This is a genomic window from Alteromonas sp. ABM1_013 (assembly GCF_056160505.1).
Window position 1 is genome coordinate 20,658 of the sequence record NZ_JBSWXH010000001.1, and the last position, 17,061, is coordinate 37,718.

The following is a 17,061-nucleotide window of genomic DNA, read 5'->3' on the forward strand; positions in this document are numbered from 1 at the left end:
CCAAAATGAGACGTTTACACCAGTCCTTTTTAGCAATGTGTGTTTGCCCATGTTTATTAATGGCAGGGGCAGCTAATGCTTCCGTGGTTGAAAAGGCGCAGCAATGGCTCAACAAATATTCAGATAGCGATGATACCTTTTCTCTAACCCTCACAAAAAATAAGATTAAATTCAAAGGCTGCAAGCAGAAACAATATCAATTAGCGTTCAGCCAAAAACTAGCGCCTACGTTTAATATTGAAGCTATTGTGCACTACAATAAAGGGCTTCTTGACTATGGTGTTCTATCTCAGCGCGTCAAAAGCCACGAATTTGAAGTAGTCAGCTGGTGGGATAGAGGAGGCTACCGCCTAGGATTGAGCCACAAAGTTCGCCCTCGCCATGAAATGCGTATTCCTGTCGCCGATACGATCAGACTACCAACTAGCACAACGGCTGGGCTGTACGTTGAAGTTCCGTTTAACGAAGATAAACACTTACTTACTGTAGGAGCCTTAAGAGAGTCGTGGGAGAGTGATGGTGCGTCACTTCAACTACCATGGCGTTCAAGCCGCGATAATCAAGTTAAGTTGCAATACGCCATCACCTTCTAAATGATGGCGTATAAGGTTTTGTTACTAACCGCTTAGCGCGTAAAGTAATAGAGGCTATTTATAATTTAAACCTGCTCACTTCTAGCGAAAGTTCCTGCGCCAGTTCGTCAAGTTTGTCACTTACATTCACCAATATTTGCGTTGCATTTAAAGTTTCCTCACTAGATGCACTAATATCGTTAATGTTTCGGTTTATATCTTCAACCACAGTTGCTTGCTCTTCGGTAGCAGTCGCTACTTGTGTATTCACATCATTGATATGAGCAATCTCTTCGGCAATATCTTGAAGCAATTTATCAATCTCAGTGGTTGCGGTTACTACATCAGTAGTGCGCGCACGGCTTGATTCCATTTGCGAAACCGCAGATTTGGAGTCCTGCTGGAATTTGTCAATTTTAACCTGTATTTCATCAGTCGCTTGGGCGGCACGTTGCGCCAAAGTTCGAACCTCATCGGCAACAACCGAGAAGCCTCGACCGTGATCGCCAGCCCGCGCTGCTTCAATTGCAGCATTAAGCGCAAGTAGGTTAGTTTGCTCCGAAATACCTCTTATCGTATCAAGGATTCCGCCAATGGCTGCTGTATGTTCATCTAGCGACTGAATAACGCGTGATACATCTTGAATTTGCTCTGACAGGCCGTTTATCGCATGCACCGCACGCTGAGTAATTTCGCGGCCGTGAGCCGAGTTGGTGGTTGCCAAGTTAGCATTTTGGGCTGCATGAGTAGCAGACTGAGCCACCTCATTTACCGTGCTGCCCATCTCTGTTAATGCCGCAGCTGCCTGCAACGTCTGATCCCGTTGGCTTTTAGTAGAGCTCTCAGTTTGATGAGACTGCTTTGCTACATCCTGAGCCGATGCTTTTAATGCATGGCTTGTTTTAGCTACTTGAGAGATAGTGCCGTGAAGGTGGTCGATAAAGTTATTAAACCCTTCTACTAAGCGGGCAATTTCTTTTTGTTCAGGCATAGGAATTCGCGAGCGCAGGTCGCCTTGACCTCTGCCAAGCTGTTGGAAGACATCCGCGAGTGATTCAAGTGGTTTAGTAAGCGTTCCAGCTAGCCATATTCCGATAAATGCAAAAGCACCGGCAATTATCAACGCCCATATAATGATTTGGCGGCTACCAGCATCTAAGGATGCATAAAGTTCGTGCTCGGGTACTTGCGCTACTACGTACCAACCCGCCTTTTCCACATAGGTACTGGCAAATAACTGAGTATCGCCTGCTGAGTCGCTGGTGGCCATAGCGAAACCCTGACGATTAAGCAGTTGCCCCGCTGTGTTCGAATCACTTATTGACGCTAATTTGGCTTTGCCCAGTAACTCGGTATTGGGGTGCGCGATAATAGTGCCGCTACCGTCTACAAGAAAGACAAATCCGGTTTGCGCAATTTTAACGGCATTGATAATACCTAATAACTCATCTACCGATTTAGCGACACCCGACATACCTCTGCCGTTTACTTGCTGATAATTCGCAAACAGGCGGTAACCCTGTCCGGGTTCGTTGTACAAACTCAGCGAGATGGGTTCGCCACTATTTTTGTAAGCGAAAAACCATCCATCGAACTCATCGTTTTGAAGCACACGCAAAAAGCCATCTTGGTTCCAATATTTGTAGGTGGTTCTGTCTACAAACGAGGCTACCGTTAAATCATTAAATTCAACGATATTATTTAGATAGCCCAGTAGGCGACGTTCGCCTGCCGAATCGGCGCCAGCTGATGACCAAGCGAGAATATCCGGGTTAGAGGCAATGCTGTGTGCTACGGTAAGCATCACGCTAGCCTCTCTGTCTACGCGGTTGCCAACCTGTTTCAGTAAAGAAGGGAGCTGTAGTTCTTCCATGTTCTCTTTAACGAGATCACGGGCAATCCATTGGCTAATTGAACCTACAAGAATTGCAGCAGCCAGTACCGCTACAATAAGAGAAATAATGAGTTTTTGTTTAATACTGAAAGTCATGACTTTCGACCACGTAAGTTAATGCTGAAAATTAATTGATCAAAGTTGACGTTACATTGCAGGCACAGCGACGTCTGGCACTGAATCCTAGGCGGGTCAGTACTACTTTATGATTCTTACGCTAATGCTTTTATTATTTTTAAAGCGCAGAGAAGTTATCGACCTATTCTTTGCAAAGTTTATACTTTTTGCTAATAAAAAGGGTAAATTGATTGTGAGGCATAATTGACCAACAGGTCAACAAAAAATATTAGCCTTTACATATGTAGGGGATAAATAAAAAGGCTCTCGTATTTGTTATAACAAATACGAGAGCCTAAGCATTTCAGAAACGGATTTGGTTAGTCGCAGGCGTTAACTTAGCCTGCTGCTGCCGCCGTTTCGCTTATTCTTTATTTTCCTGAGGAATAGGGAAACCACGGTCACGCATCAATGCGTCTACCTTGGCGTCACGACCACGGAACTTGCGATATGCTTCAGCTGGATCCATTGCGTTACGTACGGCGAATAGATATTTTACTAAGCGATCGCCTACTTCTTTATCGTAGAAACCACCCGGTGCTTCCATAAAGGCTTCTGCTGCGTCAGCGGTTAGCACTTCTGCCCACATGTAACCATAATAGGCCGCTGCATAACCTTCGCCTGAGAATACGTGGCCGAAATGAGGTGAGCGGTGACGCATAACAATTTCTTCCGGCATGTCTAGCTTCTTAAGCTCTTCACGCTCAAAAGTGTCAGGGTCAATCTTGCTAGGATCGGTAGTGTGGTACTTCAGATCCATGATGGCTGAAGCCATGTACTCGGTCGTTTTAAAGCCTTCGTTGAAGGTTGAAGCCTTTTTAATTTTCTCTACCAGCTCAGCAGGAATAGGCTCACCTGTTTCGTGGTGAACCAGGTAGTTGTTGATAACCTCATCGGTAGTTAACCAACGCTCTAGCAACTGAGACTGGAACTCAGTGTAATCGCGTACACCAGAATGCGACGACGGGTATTCTACATCAGACGCCAAGAAGTGAAGTGCATGACCAAATTCGTGGAAGTAGGTTTCAGCATCATCCCACGAAATAAGTGTAGCTTCGCCATCAGCACCTTTCACGAAGTTCGAGTTGTTAGAAGACAATACGGTTTTCTTGCCATCAAAGGTAGTGTAAGAGCGGTATGTAGTTGCCCAAGCACCAGAGCGCTTACCCTGACGTGAGAATGGGTCAAGGTACCAAAGACCGATATGCTCACCGCTGTCTTTGTCAGTTACTTCCCATACTTTCACGTCTTCGTGGAAAACGGGTACTTTGCCTTCTTCAACAGGTGTGAAGTTGAAGTTGAATAAGCGACCTGCAACGTAAAACATCGCTTCGCGAAGCTTATCAAGCTGTAAGTACTGCTTTACTTCGTTTGAATCTAGGTCGTACTTCGCCTGGCGCACTTTTTCTGCATAGAAGCGGTAGTCCCATGGCGCAATAGTGATCTCTGCACCCTCTTCATCGGCAATGGCCTGCATGTCGGCCACTTCTTCTTCAACGCGAGCAATAGCGGCAGGCCATACTTTCATCATCAGATCCATGGCGTTTTCTGGGTTCTTCGCCATACGATCTTCTAAACGCCACTGTGCGTAGTTTTCGTAACCTAATAGCTCAACGCGCTCGTCACGAAGAGTTAAGATGCGTTTAATAATGTCGTTGTTATCAAACTCGTCAGCATTGTCACCGCGGTTGTAGTAAGTACGCCATACTTTCTCGCGAAGCTCTCGATTGGTGGAGTATGTTAAAAACGGGTCCATTGATGAACGCGTATTGGTAATTGCATATTTACCTTCTTCGCCGCGAGACTCGGCTGCCGCTTTTGCTGCCTTAACAAATGAGGCAGGCAAACCGTCAAGCTGGTCTTCAGTAATATAGGTAACGTAGTTTTCTTCGTCTGCTAGTACATTGTTAGAAAACTTAGTGTGTAGTGTAGCAAGCTCTTGGTTAATTTCAGCATAGCGCTTCTTCGCTTCGCCATCTAAGGTCGCGCCATTGCGTGCGAAGCTATTGTAGGTCATCCATGTTATACGCTGTTCTTCTGGCGTAAGTGAATCTAACTCGTCAGATTCATATACCGTTTTAACTCTTTCAAAAAGCTTTTCGTTTTGCGTAATTTGTGTGAAGAAAGCCGATAGTTTAGGCGACATTTCTGCCTGAATTTCGCGGAATTCAGGGCTAGACTTGTTTGAGCTCCAAATGCCGTAATAGGTGAATACGCGACCAAGTTCTGCACCTGCACGCTCCATTTCTACAATAACGTTTTCAAACGTTGGTGGCGCTTCATTATTCGCGATAGCTTCAATTTCTTTAAGATTCAATTCCATTGCTTTTTCTAGCGCAGGCTTTAAATCTTCCAAATTCATCTTATCAAAAGCAGGTACACCGCCATAGGGGCCTTTAAACTCTTGAAGCAGAACGTTATCAAACTGTGCTTGTTGAGATGCCGTTGTATTTTGCACTTCTGTGCTAGACGTTTCTGGTGCCTTTTGTTCTGAACATGCACCAAGTGCAACCACAACCGCTATCGCGGTAAGTGATGTTTTAAATTTACCCATGAGTTTTCCTGTCTGTTTTTATCTATAGGTTTTTTGACAAAAACCATCTTAAGATAATGTAAAAATAAGTTAAATGCTCTTTAACGTAATTCCTTGCAGTACAGCGGTTTGGAGGGGAAATCGTACTGGTATGCAATTCGTCGAAATTGCACAAATTTTGATTGGCTTTACGCTGGTTGGAAATTACACTGCGCGCGTTCTGAATTAGCTGTATTCCACAGCACGTAAACCACTGACTTATTTACTGTGATCACCATGTTTGAATTACTTCTTCACGGGTTTCCCGTAGCATTCGCCTTGGCCTCCTTTTGGTCCAATACTGAACGCAAATTACTGCTGCTGAATTTAGGGTTATGTATTGCTATTGGTTCTCTTTTGGCTTTTGAGCAAGCATGGGGAGGCGTCGTAGTTATTACGGTAGCAGGAATGAGTACCAGCTATCGCATAATAAAAAATAAGCTCCTGTCGCCTATTGCAACTTACATTACTTTAATCACTATGATGGTGATTGTACTGACAGTAAATAATTTAACCGGTAAAACCTCGCTGATTGAGGCTATGCCTGTGTTAACGTTTATGGCTTATCGCTTTGGTGAGCTGCATTGTAAAGAAGCAGGCCTTCGCGTGTGTATGATTATTGGCTCCATCAATTTCACTGCATACGGTGTTATTACCCAAACCTGGGGATTAGCCATTACCGAAGCGCTGTTTGCAGTATCAAACCTGTGGTATTACATGAAGCTAAGACGTGCCATGCGCATTAGCCCTGTTTAGTTTTGTGTTTAAACCAATTTAAATGTGAAAAGAGTTTAGCCGTTGAATATATAGCCACTTTGTGATTTATTTATCGTCAAAATGGAATAAAACTCACAGGGAAGACTATGCAACGCAAACCCATCGATAAAGCACTACTATTCGGTGTTCCGGCTTTTCTACTCGCACTTTTCATTCTAAACATATATGCAGACGGTGAAGTGAAACTAGCGGCTGCCATTGGTAGTATAGGGTTATGTGTTAGTTATTATTCTTTTTTAAGAAGCGGCTGTGTCAGCAGAAGGTACCCTATCGAGGATTTGATAGAGAAAGATGGCGAGTCCTTGGTCTTTCGTTATTTTCACCGTCATGACCGCCAGCCACTAAAAGTGAACGCTGACACAATTTATGCGCTTAATTATTCTAACCAATATCTAGGGGTAATTTTAGATAGGAATGGCAGAGGATTTGATTTTCACTATCCACACAAGGAAGCCGTAATAAAAGCTAGGCTTCAAGAAGTACTTGGTGAAGATGGGTTCAATAACGTGAAAAAGAATGTCTAAATAAAGCGAAAAAAGTGTAGAGCGAGAACCGACCAAATCAAAGCCCGAGAGTAATGTTACTGTCGGGCTTTTTCATTTCATTAGCGCAAAGACTTACGCGAATACCACGGTTTTGTTTCTGTGAATAATTACGCGGTCTTCTAAATGGTAGCGCACACCGTGAGCCAGTGCGGTTACTTCACAGTCTTTACCTTTGCGCACCATATCAGCTGCGCTGTCGCTATGGCTGATACGTTTAACGCTTTGCTCAATGATTGGGCCTTCATCTAAATCTTTGGTGACGTAATGACAGGTTGCGCCAATTAGTTTTACGCCGCGATCATAGGCTTGTTGATATGGCTTAGCACCGGCAAAGCTAGGTAGGAAGCTGTGGTGAATATTAATGGCTTTACCTTCCAGCTCTTGGCATAGCGTATCAGGTAAAATCTGCATGAAACGGGCAAGCACGGTCAAATCAATTTTGTATTCTTGAAGTAAGGTAGTGATTTGCGCGAACGCCGCGTCTTTGCCTAACGCCTTAAAGTCTACCCAATGGAAAGGGACTTTATACCAGTCAGCAAATTGTTTCATTTGCGGGTGGTTGCCAATAATCACTGGAATATCACAGTGCAGCTCGCCAGTATGCCAGCGATGAAGCAGGTCAACTAAACAGTGAGATTCGAGGCTCGCTAACAAAGCAACGCGCTGTTTTTTGTCTGAGTCACTGAGTTTCCAGTTCATCTGATACTCGTTAGCAAGTGGGGTGAACTCTTCAACGAAGCTTTGGTGATCTAACTTAAGCGAATCGGTACTAATTTCATGGCGCATAAAAAAGCGGCCAGTTTGTAAATCGGTATGATGGCTGGCTTCAACGATGGTTGCGTTGTGGTCGGCTAAAAATTGCGACACGCTGGCAACTAGCCCTATTTGGTCAGGGCAGTCTATAACTAATCTAAATGTTTGTTGCATGTGGGCAGTGTGAATAAAAAAACAGGCTATCTTTTTACCCGTGGCGCTAAGCGTTGTAAAGGCTATAGGCAATTTAAAACCAGCTTAAATTGCTATAACTCATAATCACACTCAGTCATTGCTCTCAGCCTTTACTTTCAGTCATCAGGGCTGCTTAGCTATGAAAGGTATTTTTTATAGCGGTACAGATGCATATAACCCAGCTTGGCAGTACATTTTCCTTATTCGCCGCTCTTTACTAGCCTCTTTTACTCATCTGTAATACCGCGGCGAAGTTTCTCTCTTACCGACATATTGTGTTTCAACGGCCAAGATTGACGAATAGGGTAGGTCACCCCCTGCGGCGTAGTCACAGATTCAAATAGGTGAAATGCTGAAATATGAACGTCTACGCTCGGGCTGTAAAGCGGTAGCGGCAATGTCGACGTAGCCTTTCTTACAAGAGTGACGTGAGGCTTATACTCTCTGCTTTCTACTTCGATTGCTGCTTTACGGGCCGCTTTTCTCGACAATTTAGCGAGTTCATTAAGTGCCTTTGGTGTTTCAGTGGGTGCAGCAAAGAGTATTTTAGGTCCATTCCATAACCCGGTAGCATTAAGAGTTAGAGAAAATGGTTCACTGACGAGCTGGTCGAGTTCATACACAAGCGCTTCGTGCTGACGGTGATTTATTTCGCCTAAAAAGCAAAGCGTGATATGAAAGTTTGCTGCTGGCACTGCATAAGGTATTGCAGGCCCCTGGCCGTTGATGTGTTCGTTACGCTTGTTGCCAGACTTACGAGTACGAGTCACCTCGCTTTTCACCCATTGACGAGGCATTACTTCAGGCAACGCCTGTTGACGCCAGCTATCTAGAGCAAGTTTTTCTGTGGCGCTAAGATCTAAACCAATAAAGCTTCGCATAGCTTTCCTCCTTTAAATTTGCCCTATCTATGTACATTAAACAGTAGTGCAGCCCACGAGTTTAAGAAGGCAGCGAACGTCCGTACGACAATAAGTTTATCATGGCGCTGCGGACGAGTTCCAAAACAAGTCGCGCGTATTGAATATTTACCAAATTTAAAAAAATAGCTGTGATGTTCGAGTGCATTGTTTACATCAGGTACACTATACCCACCAACTTATAACACCTTTATGCCCTTTATGTTACAGCCGTTTTCTCACCTACCCGCTTATGAACTTGTTACGCCGCTACAAGAAGCCGTAGCTACTAACAACATCATTATAGGGGCGCCTCCGGGGGCAGGGAAATCTACTGTACTGCCTTTGTCACTGCTGCAATCTTCGCTAAAGGGAAAAATACTGCTTATGCAGCCACGCCGGGTGGTGGTAAGAAATCTTGCTGACCACTTAGCAAAACAGTTAAACGAAAATGTGGGTGAAACAGTTGGCTATCGTATAAAGGGCGAGTCGAAGACGTCGTCAGCTACTCGGCTTGAGATAATAACCGAGGGCGTGTTAACGCGCATGATTCAGCAAGACCCAGAGCTTACCGGCGTAGATGCTATTGTCTTCGATGAATTTCATGAACGCAGTATTCATAGTGACTTTGGTTTGGCGCTGGCACTTGAAGTCCAGTCTGGGCTTCGCGATGACTTACGCCTAGTGGTGATGTCGGCAACCTTGGATATTGCGCCACTTCAAACATTGCTTAATGGGTTTAGCATACTGCCACTAGCGAACTTGGAAACGCAAGGTCGTATGTTTCCTGTTGATGTTCGCTACACCCAAGATGTGCAGGCTTATGAGTTAGTACCGAAAATCAGTAATCTCATAAAACAGGCAGTAAGTGAGCACGATGGTGATATTTTAGTGTTCCTTCCCGGCCGAGGAAGCATAAATGCTGTTGCCAGAGAAATAAAAGGGGTAGCTGAAAGTGCGGACATAGCCGTTCACATGCTTTATGGCGCTTTAGGAAAATCAGCGCAACAAGCAGCCATAGCGCCAGACCCGCAGGGCAAGCGAAAAATCATATTATCTACCAATATTGCAGAGACAAGTTTAACCATTGAAGGCGTGACAGTGGTTATTGATAGTCTGTGGGAGAACAGTGCTCAGTATCATCCTTCAAGCGATATTACCGCGCTTACCCAGCAACGTATTTCACAAGCATCTGCCACTCAAAGAGCAGGGCGAGCAGGACGGGTCATGGCCGGTACCTGCTATAGGTTATGCACTAAAAGCAGCTTCGAGCGTTTAGCTAAACACAATGCGGCGCAAATTGAAAAAGAGGATTTAAGCAGCTTCTTGCTTGATACTCTGGCGTGGGGTAGCAGCCCAGAGTCCTTGGCATTGTTGACGAAGCCTACACAAGCGCAGCAGCAGGTGGCACAACAAAAGCTTTGCCGAGTTAATGCTGTTTCAAAGGCAAACATTACCCCTTATGGAAGAGCGTTGGCCCAGTTGCCTTGTCAGCCCCATTTAGCCCATTTATTGCTAACGGCAAAAACAGGCGTAGACGGGCTAAGTGCTGATGAAAATAGCGCGCTTCGCTTTGCTGCGCCGTTTGTTGTGGCAATAAGCGAAAGCAATATTAATGTGAGTGGTGTCACAAACGTAATGGATGCTTTGCTTCATGCTAATAGCAGCACTCGCAATCAGCTAATACAACAAGCTTCTCGTTATGCGCGCTATGTGCAAAGCGAGCAGGGCAAAGCGCAGACTTTCACGCCCGACATCAATACATTAGACGAACGCGCCCTTGGCCTTTGTATCGCCATCGCATTTCCTTTGCAGGTGGGCTACAGGCGCAATGCGCCGAACGGTAATAGCGGTAACTCTGGTAATTCGAAAGCCGTAATAAAAGGGGCTGCACGAAGCAGTGCTTCTCACTCTCATATTATTGAGTACAAGTTGGCGAGTGGGAAGGGGGCTGAGCTAACCGCTACAGCCGGTAATACATTTTCCAATGAAAGCGAGAAAGATAATGAACCTTGGATAGCGGTGCTTGAGGGACAGCTAATTAAAAGCACAGTGGCAATACGCCTAGCTGAGCGTGTCCCCGAGCGCTGGTTGCGTTTAGCTTTCCCTGACGCATTTAGCGAAAAGCGTAGTGTTATTCTTAACAACGACACTGGCGTGATGGAAGCTAGAGTAAGTACGGGGTTTTATGACATAACGCTAAATAGTGCGCCAGTATCCGGTCAAGAAAAAAGCCGCGAAAAAGCGTTTTGGGATAGCGCAATGTGCGATGCTTGGTTTGCCTATCTCGATACCTTGCCGTTATCCCATTGGCCACTGTCGGATGCCGATTGGCAATGGTGGCGAAGAGTTCTGATGGCCGCAAAGCTCAATCTACCGCAAGATAAAGCTTTTGACGAACCAGATCCCTGGCCATTGTCATTAAGCGAACTGGTGCATAAGGCAAAAGACAGCCTAGTGCCTGTTTTAAAAAGCTGTAAAAGTATTAAAAACCTCAAGCAGTTACCCTGGAAGACAGCCTTAAATAATGGGTTATCTTGGCCTCAGCAAGACGCATTGGCTACGCTTTTGCCCACTCACGTGACTATTCCAACGGGCAGAGAGGCTAGCTTAGATTATCGCGACAATGGGGATGTGGTGCTGTCGGTCAAAATGCCAGAATTGTATTCGCAAAGCACTCCATTAACCTTAGCGGGTGAGCGAGTGACTGTTGTTTGCGAACTGTTGTCGCCAGCTGGTAGGCCACTGCAAACCACCAGTGATTTAGGTGCGTTTTGGCAAGGCAGCTATAAGGAAATACAAAAAGAGATGAAGGGGCGTTACCCCAAGCACTTTTGGCCGGATGATCCTGCCAATGCATTGCCGACCAGTAAGACAAAAAAACATATGTAGCCGCTACTGCGGCCATACCTCTTACTGTTTTTTAGTTGATTGTTGTGTATTTCAAACACCAGTAATTGCTTATATGCCAGTTTCTTACACAGTCTGTTTTTAACGACAGTGGTTACATATTAAAAACTAAGCTAAGTTGATGGCAGCAATTACAAACTTTTATTTAGGTAACGTTACGCTATGAAATTATCCCGTTTAGCCACAGCAGGCTTTTTGTTTGCTACATCTTTAAGCGCTCAGGCTCACGATTTTTGGTTAGAGCCAGCAAGCTACCGTTCACAAGAGCCAAGTGCTGTTGCCTTGCAGTTTAAAGTGGGCCATAAAGAAGATACCTCTCATTGGAACCTGTCCTGGGATAGGATAGTCGCGTTGCGCACTTATTCTTCTGACGGCGTGAGTGATATGGCCGCCAGCGTAGTACCTAAAACGTCAATGCTGCCCGGCATGGCTAAAACGGTCGAGCTTTCACCTGGCACTCACGTTATAGGGTTTGAGAGCTATCATGCTACTAGTGTACTAAAAGCGAAGAAATTTAATCAGTATGCAAAAGATGAAGGCTTAACTGAGATATTAAGCTATCGCGAGACGAGAGGGCAGAACGATATTGCCGGAAAAGAGCTTTATTCAAGAAAAGCGAAAACCATTGTGCAAGTGGGTGAGTCAACAACGGACAATGCGCTTAAACCCATAGGGCATACGCTAGAAATAGTGCCCCTTGAACACCCTTATAAACTTTCAGATAACACTCTATCTGTTCAGGTGTTATTCAAAGGAAAGCCCTTAAGCAATGCACTTATCGATGCAGCCTCCTTGGTTGATCACAGCGCCGAAGTGCAAGCGGTTAAAACTGACAGTGAAGGAAAGGCGACGTTTAAGCTTAATGTCGAAGGGCCTGTTATGCTAAATACGGTTTGGGGCGTACCCCTTACAAATAGCTCTGCAGCAGATTTTGAAACTTACTTTTCAAGCCTAACGTTTGAATACGTTCAGTAACCAATAAGCTGAACGTTTTTTACCTTACCGGTTACTGAAAATACCAAATGATTAATGCGCCCCTAAAAGGGCGCTGTTTTAATCAAGATTAAGAGGTAGCCTTGCTTGCAAGGTCAATGTTAAGGGCTGCCATTACTTCTAGACCTGGAAACCCATCTGCGATCATATTATTGCTAATTTGGTAGTTGCGGATACCCTCGCGAGTGGCAGGGCCAATGATGCCGTCGGGTTTACCCACATCGAAGCCTAAATTATTCAGCTTACTTTGAAGCGCAATAATGTCTTTGCGACTGTAGGCGGGGAGATCAGGTAAGGTTGCTTTAATACCAGACGCCCCAGCGATGCGGTCGGCCAATACGCCTACGGCGATGGCATAAAACTCGGAGTTGTTCCAACGCATAATAACGCGGAAGTTCTTATAAGCGATAAAGGCTGGGCCGTTATGTCCTGCAGGCACAATAACGTAAGCTGTGGTATCGTCTTCGCCCAGCGCTGAACCATCGGCTTTCTTCACGCCTTGAGCATTCCATTCGCTAAGAGGTTTTCTATTTTTATAGCCAGACTCTTGATAGTCAAAATTCTCAGGCAACTGCACTTCACGACCCCAGCGGAAGCTGCGCTCCCAACCTAGGCTTGCAAGGAAGTTTGCGGCAGAAGATAACGCATCTTCTTCACTTGCCCACAAGTTGATTTGTCCGTCGTCGTCACCGTCAATGGCGTAATGGGTATAGGCCGAAGGCATAAACTGAGTGTGGCCCATAGCGCCAGCCCACGATCCAATCATGTCCTCTTTTTGCAGCTTCTCCCGTTCCATTAGCTTCACGGCCACAAGGAACTCTTGGGTAAAGTACTTACTTCTTCGTTTATCACAAGCCAGAGTGGCAAGAGAATCAAGTACCGGCATTTTGCCTTTGTAAGAGCCAAAGTTTGTTTCTAAGCCCCAGAAAGCGAGCAGGTAGTGAGGAGGCACGCCGTACTTATCACTTAGTTTGTGCAAAAGCGCTTCGTGCTTAGCGTACATCTCTTTGCCTTTTTCAGTGCGCCAATCGGTAACGCGCTTACTAAAGTATCCTGGAAAGGTTTGTACAAATTCGGGTTGGCTTCGGTCTAGCTCTATCACACGGTCTTGGTGGACAAGACGAGGAAATACATTATCGATAGTCTGCTGGCTAACCCCTTCTTGCTTGGCTTTATCTGCAAGTACGGCGGTGCAGCTAGCAAATTGCTCATTGGCATACGCGGAGTTAATCGACGCACTAGCAATAAGCAGAGCCAAAGATGTACGCATAAATGAGGGGTAAGACTTGGTCTTCTTAGGTGAACGGTCAGAAAGAAAAGAAGACTTAAATGAAGCTAAGCGCATAGTACGATTCCTGTGTTACTTGCCAGCATGCTATCGCATTGTGACCGTGAAACGCGAGTAAAATTCACTTTTCGTAGTGCGTATAGACGTACTTTATCCCGCATCTGTAGTTAATGGGCAATAGGTGTGCATATTTGGAAACAGTTGTTGAGCGGCGGCCCGAATGGTAATGTTGATACTATTAAAACTAACGTTTTAAGCAACGTTCGTTAAATCTATATCGCAAAGCATGCGATGTCATCTTCAATGATCTTCATGGCGTTTTCACGTGGCAAAAAGACAGACACAAAACAAATCATCTTCAAAAAGTAAAGCAAGCAACAAGGATAAGAGCTCAGCCAAGCGCTCGTGGTTTTTTAAGCTGTTTTGGCGAGTCACTTTAATTGGCTTGGTCGTGCTTGGGGCTTATGCGTTTTATCTCGACGCACAAATTAAACATGCGTTTTCGGGTAACAAATGGGAAGTACCTGCGCAAATTTTCGCACGCCCGTTAGAAGTGAGTAAAGGCGAGGAGATCACGCCACAAGAAGTCATTGATGAACTGAATTTGCTGGGCTATCGCAAGGTAACCTTTGCTGACAGTAGCGGTGAGTACAGCTATCAAAACAAGGTGTTAACCGTGCAGCGCCGAGGGTTTCAGTTCCCTGAAGGCGCTGAGCCTCTTCGACATTTGGTAATAACGTGGGAAGGTGCACGCATTGGGGAAATCTATGACAAATCGCAAGGGCGCCCTTATGGTTCTGTAAAACTTGAACCTTGGTTAGTGACGCGTATGACAAGCGGTTCGCAAGAAGACCGAATGCTTGTGACCCTTGATACTATTCCTGAAATGTTACCTAAAGCGCTGACGCTGGTGGAAGATCGCAATTTTTATAACCACCATGGTGTTGCACCACTTTCAATATTGCGCGCCCTAATGGCGAATATTGCTGCTGGTCGTACGGTTCAAGGTGGCAGCACGCTGACGCAGCAGCTGGTTAAAAACATGTTTTTAACCCGAGAGCGCTCAATTGTGCGTAAGGCAAAAGAAGCTATCATGGCGGTGATCATTGACGCACGCTACAGCAAATCAGAAATAATTGAAGCTTATTTGAACGAAGTGTTTTTAGGTCAAAACGGCGACATGGCCGTGCATGGTTTTGGACTTGCCAGCTATTTCTACTTTGACCGACCAGCCAACGAGTTAAGCACGCCTGAAATAGCCACGCTTGTTGCCATTATTAAAGGCCCATCTTATTACAACCCCCGCAAATATGCCGAGCGCACAAAAGAGCGTCGTGACTTAGTGCTGCGCATGCTGTTTGATGAAAATGAAATAAGCCGTCAAGACTACGAACGCTTCGTGAATATGCCGTTAGGGCTTGCCAGTGGTGCGAGTTTAGCAAGCGGCAAACATCCTGCTTTCATGGAGCAGGTACGTCGAGAGCTTAATGAAATTTTAGCAGAGCCAAGTTTAAGAGACTCGGGCGTTAAAGTGTTTACAACATTGGATATTGTCGCCCAGCGCAGGACAGAAAAAGCACTGTCGGGCACCTTGAATGGCCTGCAAAAAGATAGAAGCGTTCCATTGCAAGGTGCCATGGTAGTCACCGACAGCGCAAGTGGTGAAGTGCGCGCGATTGTGGGCGGTAAAGACTTTGCGTTCAAAGGCTTCAATCGGGCGCTTGACGCGAAACGCCCAATAGGCTCGTTGATTAAACCTGCGGTTTACCTAACCGCATTAGAAGACCCAACACAGTTTAACTTGGCAACACCGCTTAAAGACGAACCCATTACCCTTGAAAGTCGAAATGGAAACACGTGGTCGCCGCAAAACTACGATAAAGAGTTCAGAGGTCAAGTGCCTTTACTTCAAGGGCTAGTTGAATCTTTGAACGTGCCAACAGTTAATTTAGGCATGCAGATAGGCCTAGATGCGTTAGCTGATACTATTGAGCGCTTAGGGGTTACTACTCCGGTAGATAAAGTACCGTCGTTAACCCTAGGCGCATTCGAACTTACACCGTTTAGCACTAATCAAATGTATCAAACCCTATCTAACGACGGGCGCTATATACCCCTTCATACAGTGACATCTGTAGTGACAGCGGATAACGCGTTGCTTTGGAAAAAAGCGGAGTTCTTTAGCCAGCGAACTGATGAGGCTGCTACCTATTTGCTTAATTACGCTTTGTATAAGGTAACCACAGAAGGCACTGCGAAGCGCATCGGTTGGAACTTTGGTAATGTGAATATGGCAGGTAAAACGGGAACCACAGATGACTACCGCGATAGCTGGTTTAGCGGCTTCGATAGAAACAATGTGGTTACGGTTTGGGTAGGTAACGACGATAATAAACCCGTTAACTTAACCGGTGCCGGTGGTGCGCTTCCCGTGTTCATTAATTACATGAAGTCTCAATCACCTAAATCATTATCAAGACGTTTCCCGAAAGGTCTGGGCATTGCGCATTTCGATGCAAAAACCGGGGCGGTAGTGGTTGCAGGTTGTGCGGGCAGTTTGAGCGTACCGGCTATTTTGGATGTGCTTCCTCCACCGCAGCAAGACTGCTCAGGCCGTCCTGTAGATGAAAATAGCGATAAAGATGAAAAAAGCTGGTGGGAACGGATATTTGGATAAAAAAACTCCAGTAAGAAGATAGAAAACACAATCACTTGGCTGAGATACTGTCAGTGCTTTCTATCTCCCTCTGGAGTAAAAGGCCCAGGGAAGGCAAATCTTTTAGCGGTAGTCGGTTAGGTTTCTATTTGTTTTTATTGCGTTTTCAGTGACCTTTTTGAAGGAATAGGCGCGCTGTTGAAAACACCAGCGCACTTACGGCAAACGCAATAACCGGCCCGAGTACTACCATAAATAGGGTTGCGGCGGTTAACATGTGCACTCTCCTTATGCGTCGTTATCGTCTGAGTTGGCAGGCTCAATCGGTGTAATAGTGATGTCAGCAACCAATGCATTTGCCTCTTCTACTTCTGGCTCAAACGTATGGCTTGCAGTTAATACGTCATAAGTCACGCCTAGTTCCAAGTTCTGCTTTACGTCGTGCATGGCGCTTTCAACGATAAAATCTGTATGCGAAAGAATGTTGTTCTGAGAGTCGTCAGCAAACGCTGATGCGCCCAATACGCTAGTTGCTAAAGTTAGTGCAGTGAAAGTTTTGCGACCGATAAACATAGTAATCTCCTAAAAAGTAAGTTAGACACTGCACTTGAACATACTGCGTGGCAGCTATCATGTTGCTAAAGGTTTCGATAATAAGTCGTTATCAATTAACAATTAGTTTATAGCGAGGGATGTGCCAACTCGTTAAAATTGTTTATCTCATTGAAATAATTGGGTTTTAATTTTCTTGGGGAAATGAGTGAAAAGTTTATCTATTACAAAAATACTAAAATTTAGTGCTTTTTATATGGGGGTGGTCAAAATGACTAACGCAACGTTTTTGCGAGCGTATGCTAAGGCATCTTTTGTCAGATATAGAGTTAAACAGA

The 17,061-nt window shown here is 45.2% G+C and carries 12 protein-coding genes; 6 read left to right on the forward strand and 6 right to left on the reverse strand.

What is annotated here, in order from left to right; all coding sequences use genetic code 11:
• The first annotated feature begins 5 nt into the window (after positions 1 to 5).
• Positions 6 to 593, forward strand: coding sequence for a hypothetical protein (locus ACXAGK_RS00115; RefSeq protein ID WP_474853260.1), 588 nt, complete (start codon positions 6 to 8; stop codon positions 591 to 593).
• Between the two features lie 58 nt (positions 594 to 651).
• On the opposite strand, the gene ACXAGK_RS00120 is transcribed toward ACXAGK_RS00115, so the two are convergent.
• Both ACXAGK_RS00120 and ACXAGK_RS00125 read right to left on the reverse strand, forming a co-directional pair.
• Complete coding sequence (locus ACXAGK_RS00120; RefSeq protein ID WP_474853262.1) at positions 652 to 2,562, reverse strand: methyl-accepting chemotaxis protein; 1,911 nt, start codon at positions 2,560 to 2,562, stop codon at positions 652 to 654.
• 385 nt (positions 2,563 to 2,947) lie between these two features.
• Positions 2,948 to 5,137: a M3 family metallopeptidase gene (locus tag ACXAGK_RS00125; RefSeq protein WP_474853264.1), complete on the reverse strand. Its 2,190-nt coding sequence runs from the start codon at positions 5,135 to 5,137 to the stop codon at positions 2,948 to 2,950.
• Between the two features lie 255 nt (positions 5,138 to 5,392).
• Between ACXAGK_RS00125 and ACXAGK_RS00130 the strand changes: the two genes are divergently transcribed.
• On the forward strand, positions 5,393 to 5,911 hold the full coding sequence (locus ACXAGK_RS00130) for a YgjV family protein (protein ID WP_474853265.1): 519 nt from the start codon (positions 5,393 to 5,395) through the stop codon (positions 5,909 to 5,911).
• A 107-nt stretch (positions 5,912 to 6,018) separates the two neighbouring features.
• Positions 6,019 to 6,456: a hypothetical protein gene (locus ACXAGK_RS00135; RefSeq protein WP_474853267.1), complete on the forward strand. Its 438-nt coding sequence runs from the start codon at positions 6,019 to 6,021 to the stop codon at positions 6,454 to 6,456.
• Between the two features lie 93 nt (positions 6,457 to 6,549).
• Here ACXAGK_RS00135 and purU read toward each other — a convergent pair whose 3' ends face one another.
• Positions 6,550 to 7,404: a formyltetrahydrofolate deformylase gene (purU, locus tag ACXAGK_RS00140; protein ID WP_474853269.1), complete on the reverse strand. Its 855-nt coding sequence runs from the start codon at positions 7,402 to 7,404 to the stop codon at positions 6,550 to 6,552.
• Positions 7,405 to 7,652: 248 nt separating this feature from the next.
• Positions 7,653 to 8,306 (reverse strand): RNA 2',3'-cyclic phosphodiesterase, encoded by a 654-nt coding sequence (thpR, locus tag ACXAGK_RS00145; RefSeq protein ID WP_474853271.1) that lies wholly within the window; start codon positions 8,304 to 8,306, stop codon positions 7,653 to 7,655.
• Between the two features lie 186 nt (positions 8,307 to 8,492).
• Between thpR and ACXAGK_RS00150 the strand changes: the two genes are divergently transcribed.
• On the forward strand, positions 8,493 to 11,216 hold the full coding sequence (locus tag ACXAGK_RS00150; RefSeq protein WP_474853273.1) for an ATP-dependent RNA helicase: 2,724 nt from the start codon (positions 8,493 to 8,495) through the stop codon (positions 11,214 to 11,216).
• Positions 11,217 to 11,396: 180 nt separating this feature from the next.
• Positions 11,397 to 12,209, forward strand: coding sequence for a DUF4198 domain-containing protein (locus ACXAGK_RS00155; RefSeq protein ID WP_474853275.1), 813 nt, complete (start codon positions 11,397 to 11,399; stop codon positions 12,207 to 12,209).
• Positions 12,210 to 12,297: 88 nt separating this feature from the next.
• Here ACXAGK_RS00155 and ACXAGK_RS00160 read toward each other — a convergent pair whose 3' ends face one another.
• Complete coding sequence (locus ACXAGK_RS00160; protein WP_474853276.1) at positions 12,298 to 13,572, reverse strand: lytic murein transglycosylase; 1,275 nt, start codon at positions 13,570 to 13,572, stop codon at positions 12,298 to 12,300.
• 268 nt (positions 13,573 to 13,840) lie between these two features.
• Between ACXAGK_RS00160 and mrcB the strand changes: the two genes are divergently transcribed.
• The gene (mrcB, locus tag ACXAGK_RS00165) at positions 13,841 to 16,192 is read left to right on the forward strand and encodes a penicillin-binding protein 1B (RefSeq protein ID WP_474853278.1); all 2,352 of its coding nucleotides are present in this window, start codon (positions 13,841 to 13,843) and stop codon (positions 16,190 to 16,192) included.
• A 267-nt stretch (positions 16,193 to 16,459) separates the two neighbouring features.
• Here the strand turns inward: mrcB and ACXAGK_RS00170 are convergent, their stop codons facing one another.
• Positions 16,460 to 16,744, reverse strand: a complete 285-nt coding sequence (locus tag ACXAGK_RS00170; RefSeq protein WP_474853280.1) for a hypothetical protein — start codon at positions 16,742 to 16,744, stop codon at positions 16,460 to 16,462.
• Between the last annotated feature and the right edge of the window lie 317 nt (positions 16,745 to 17,061).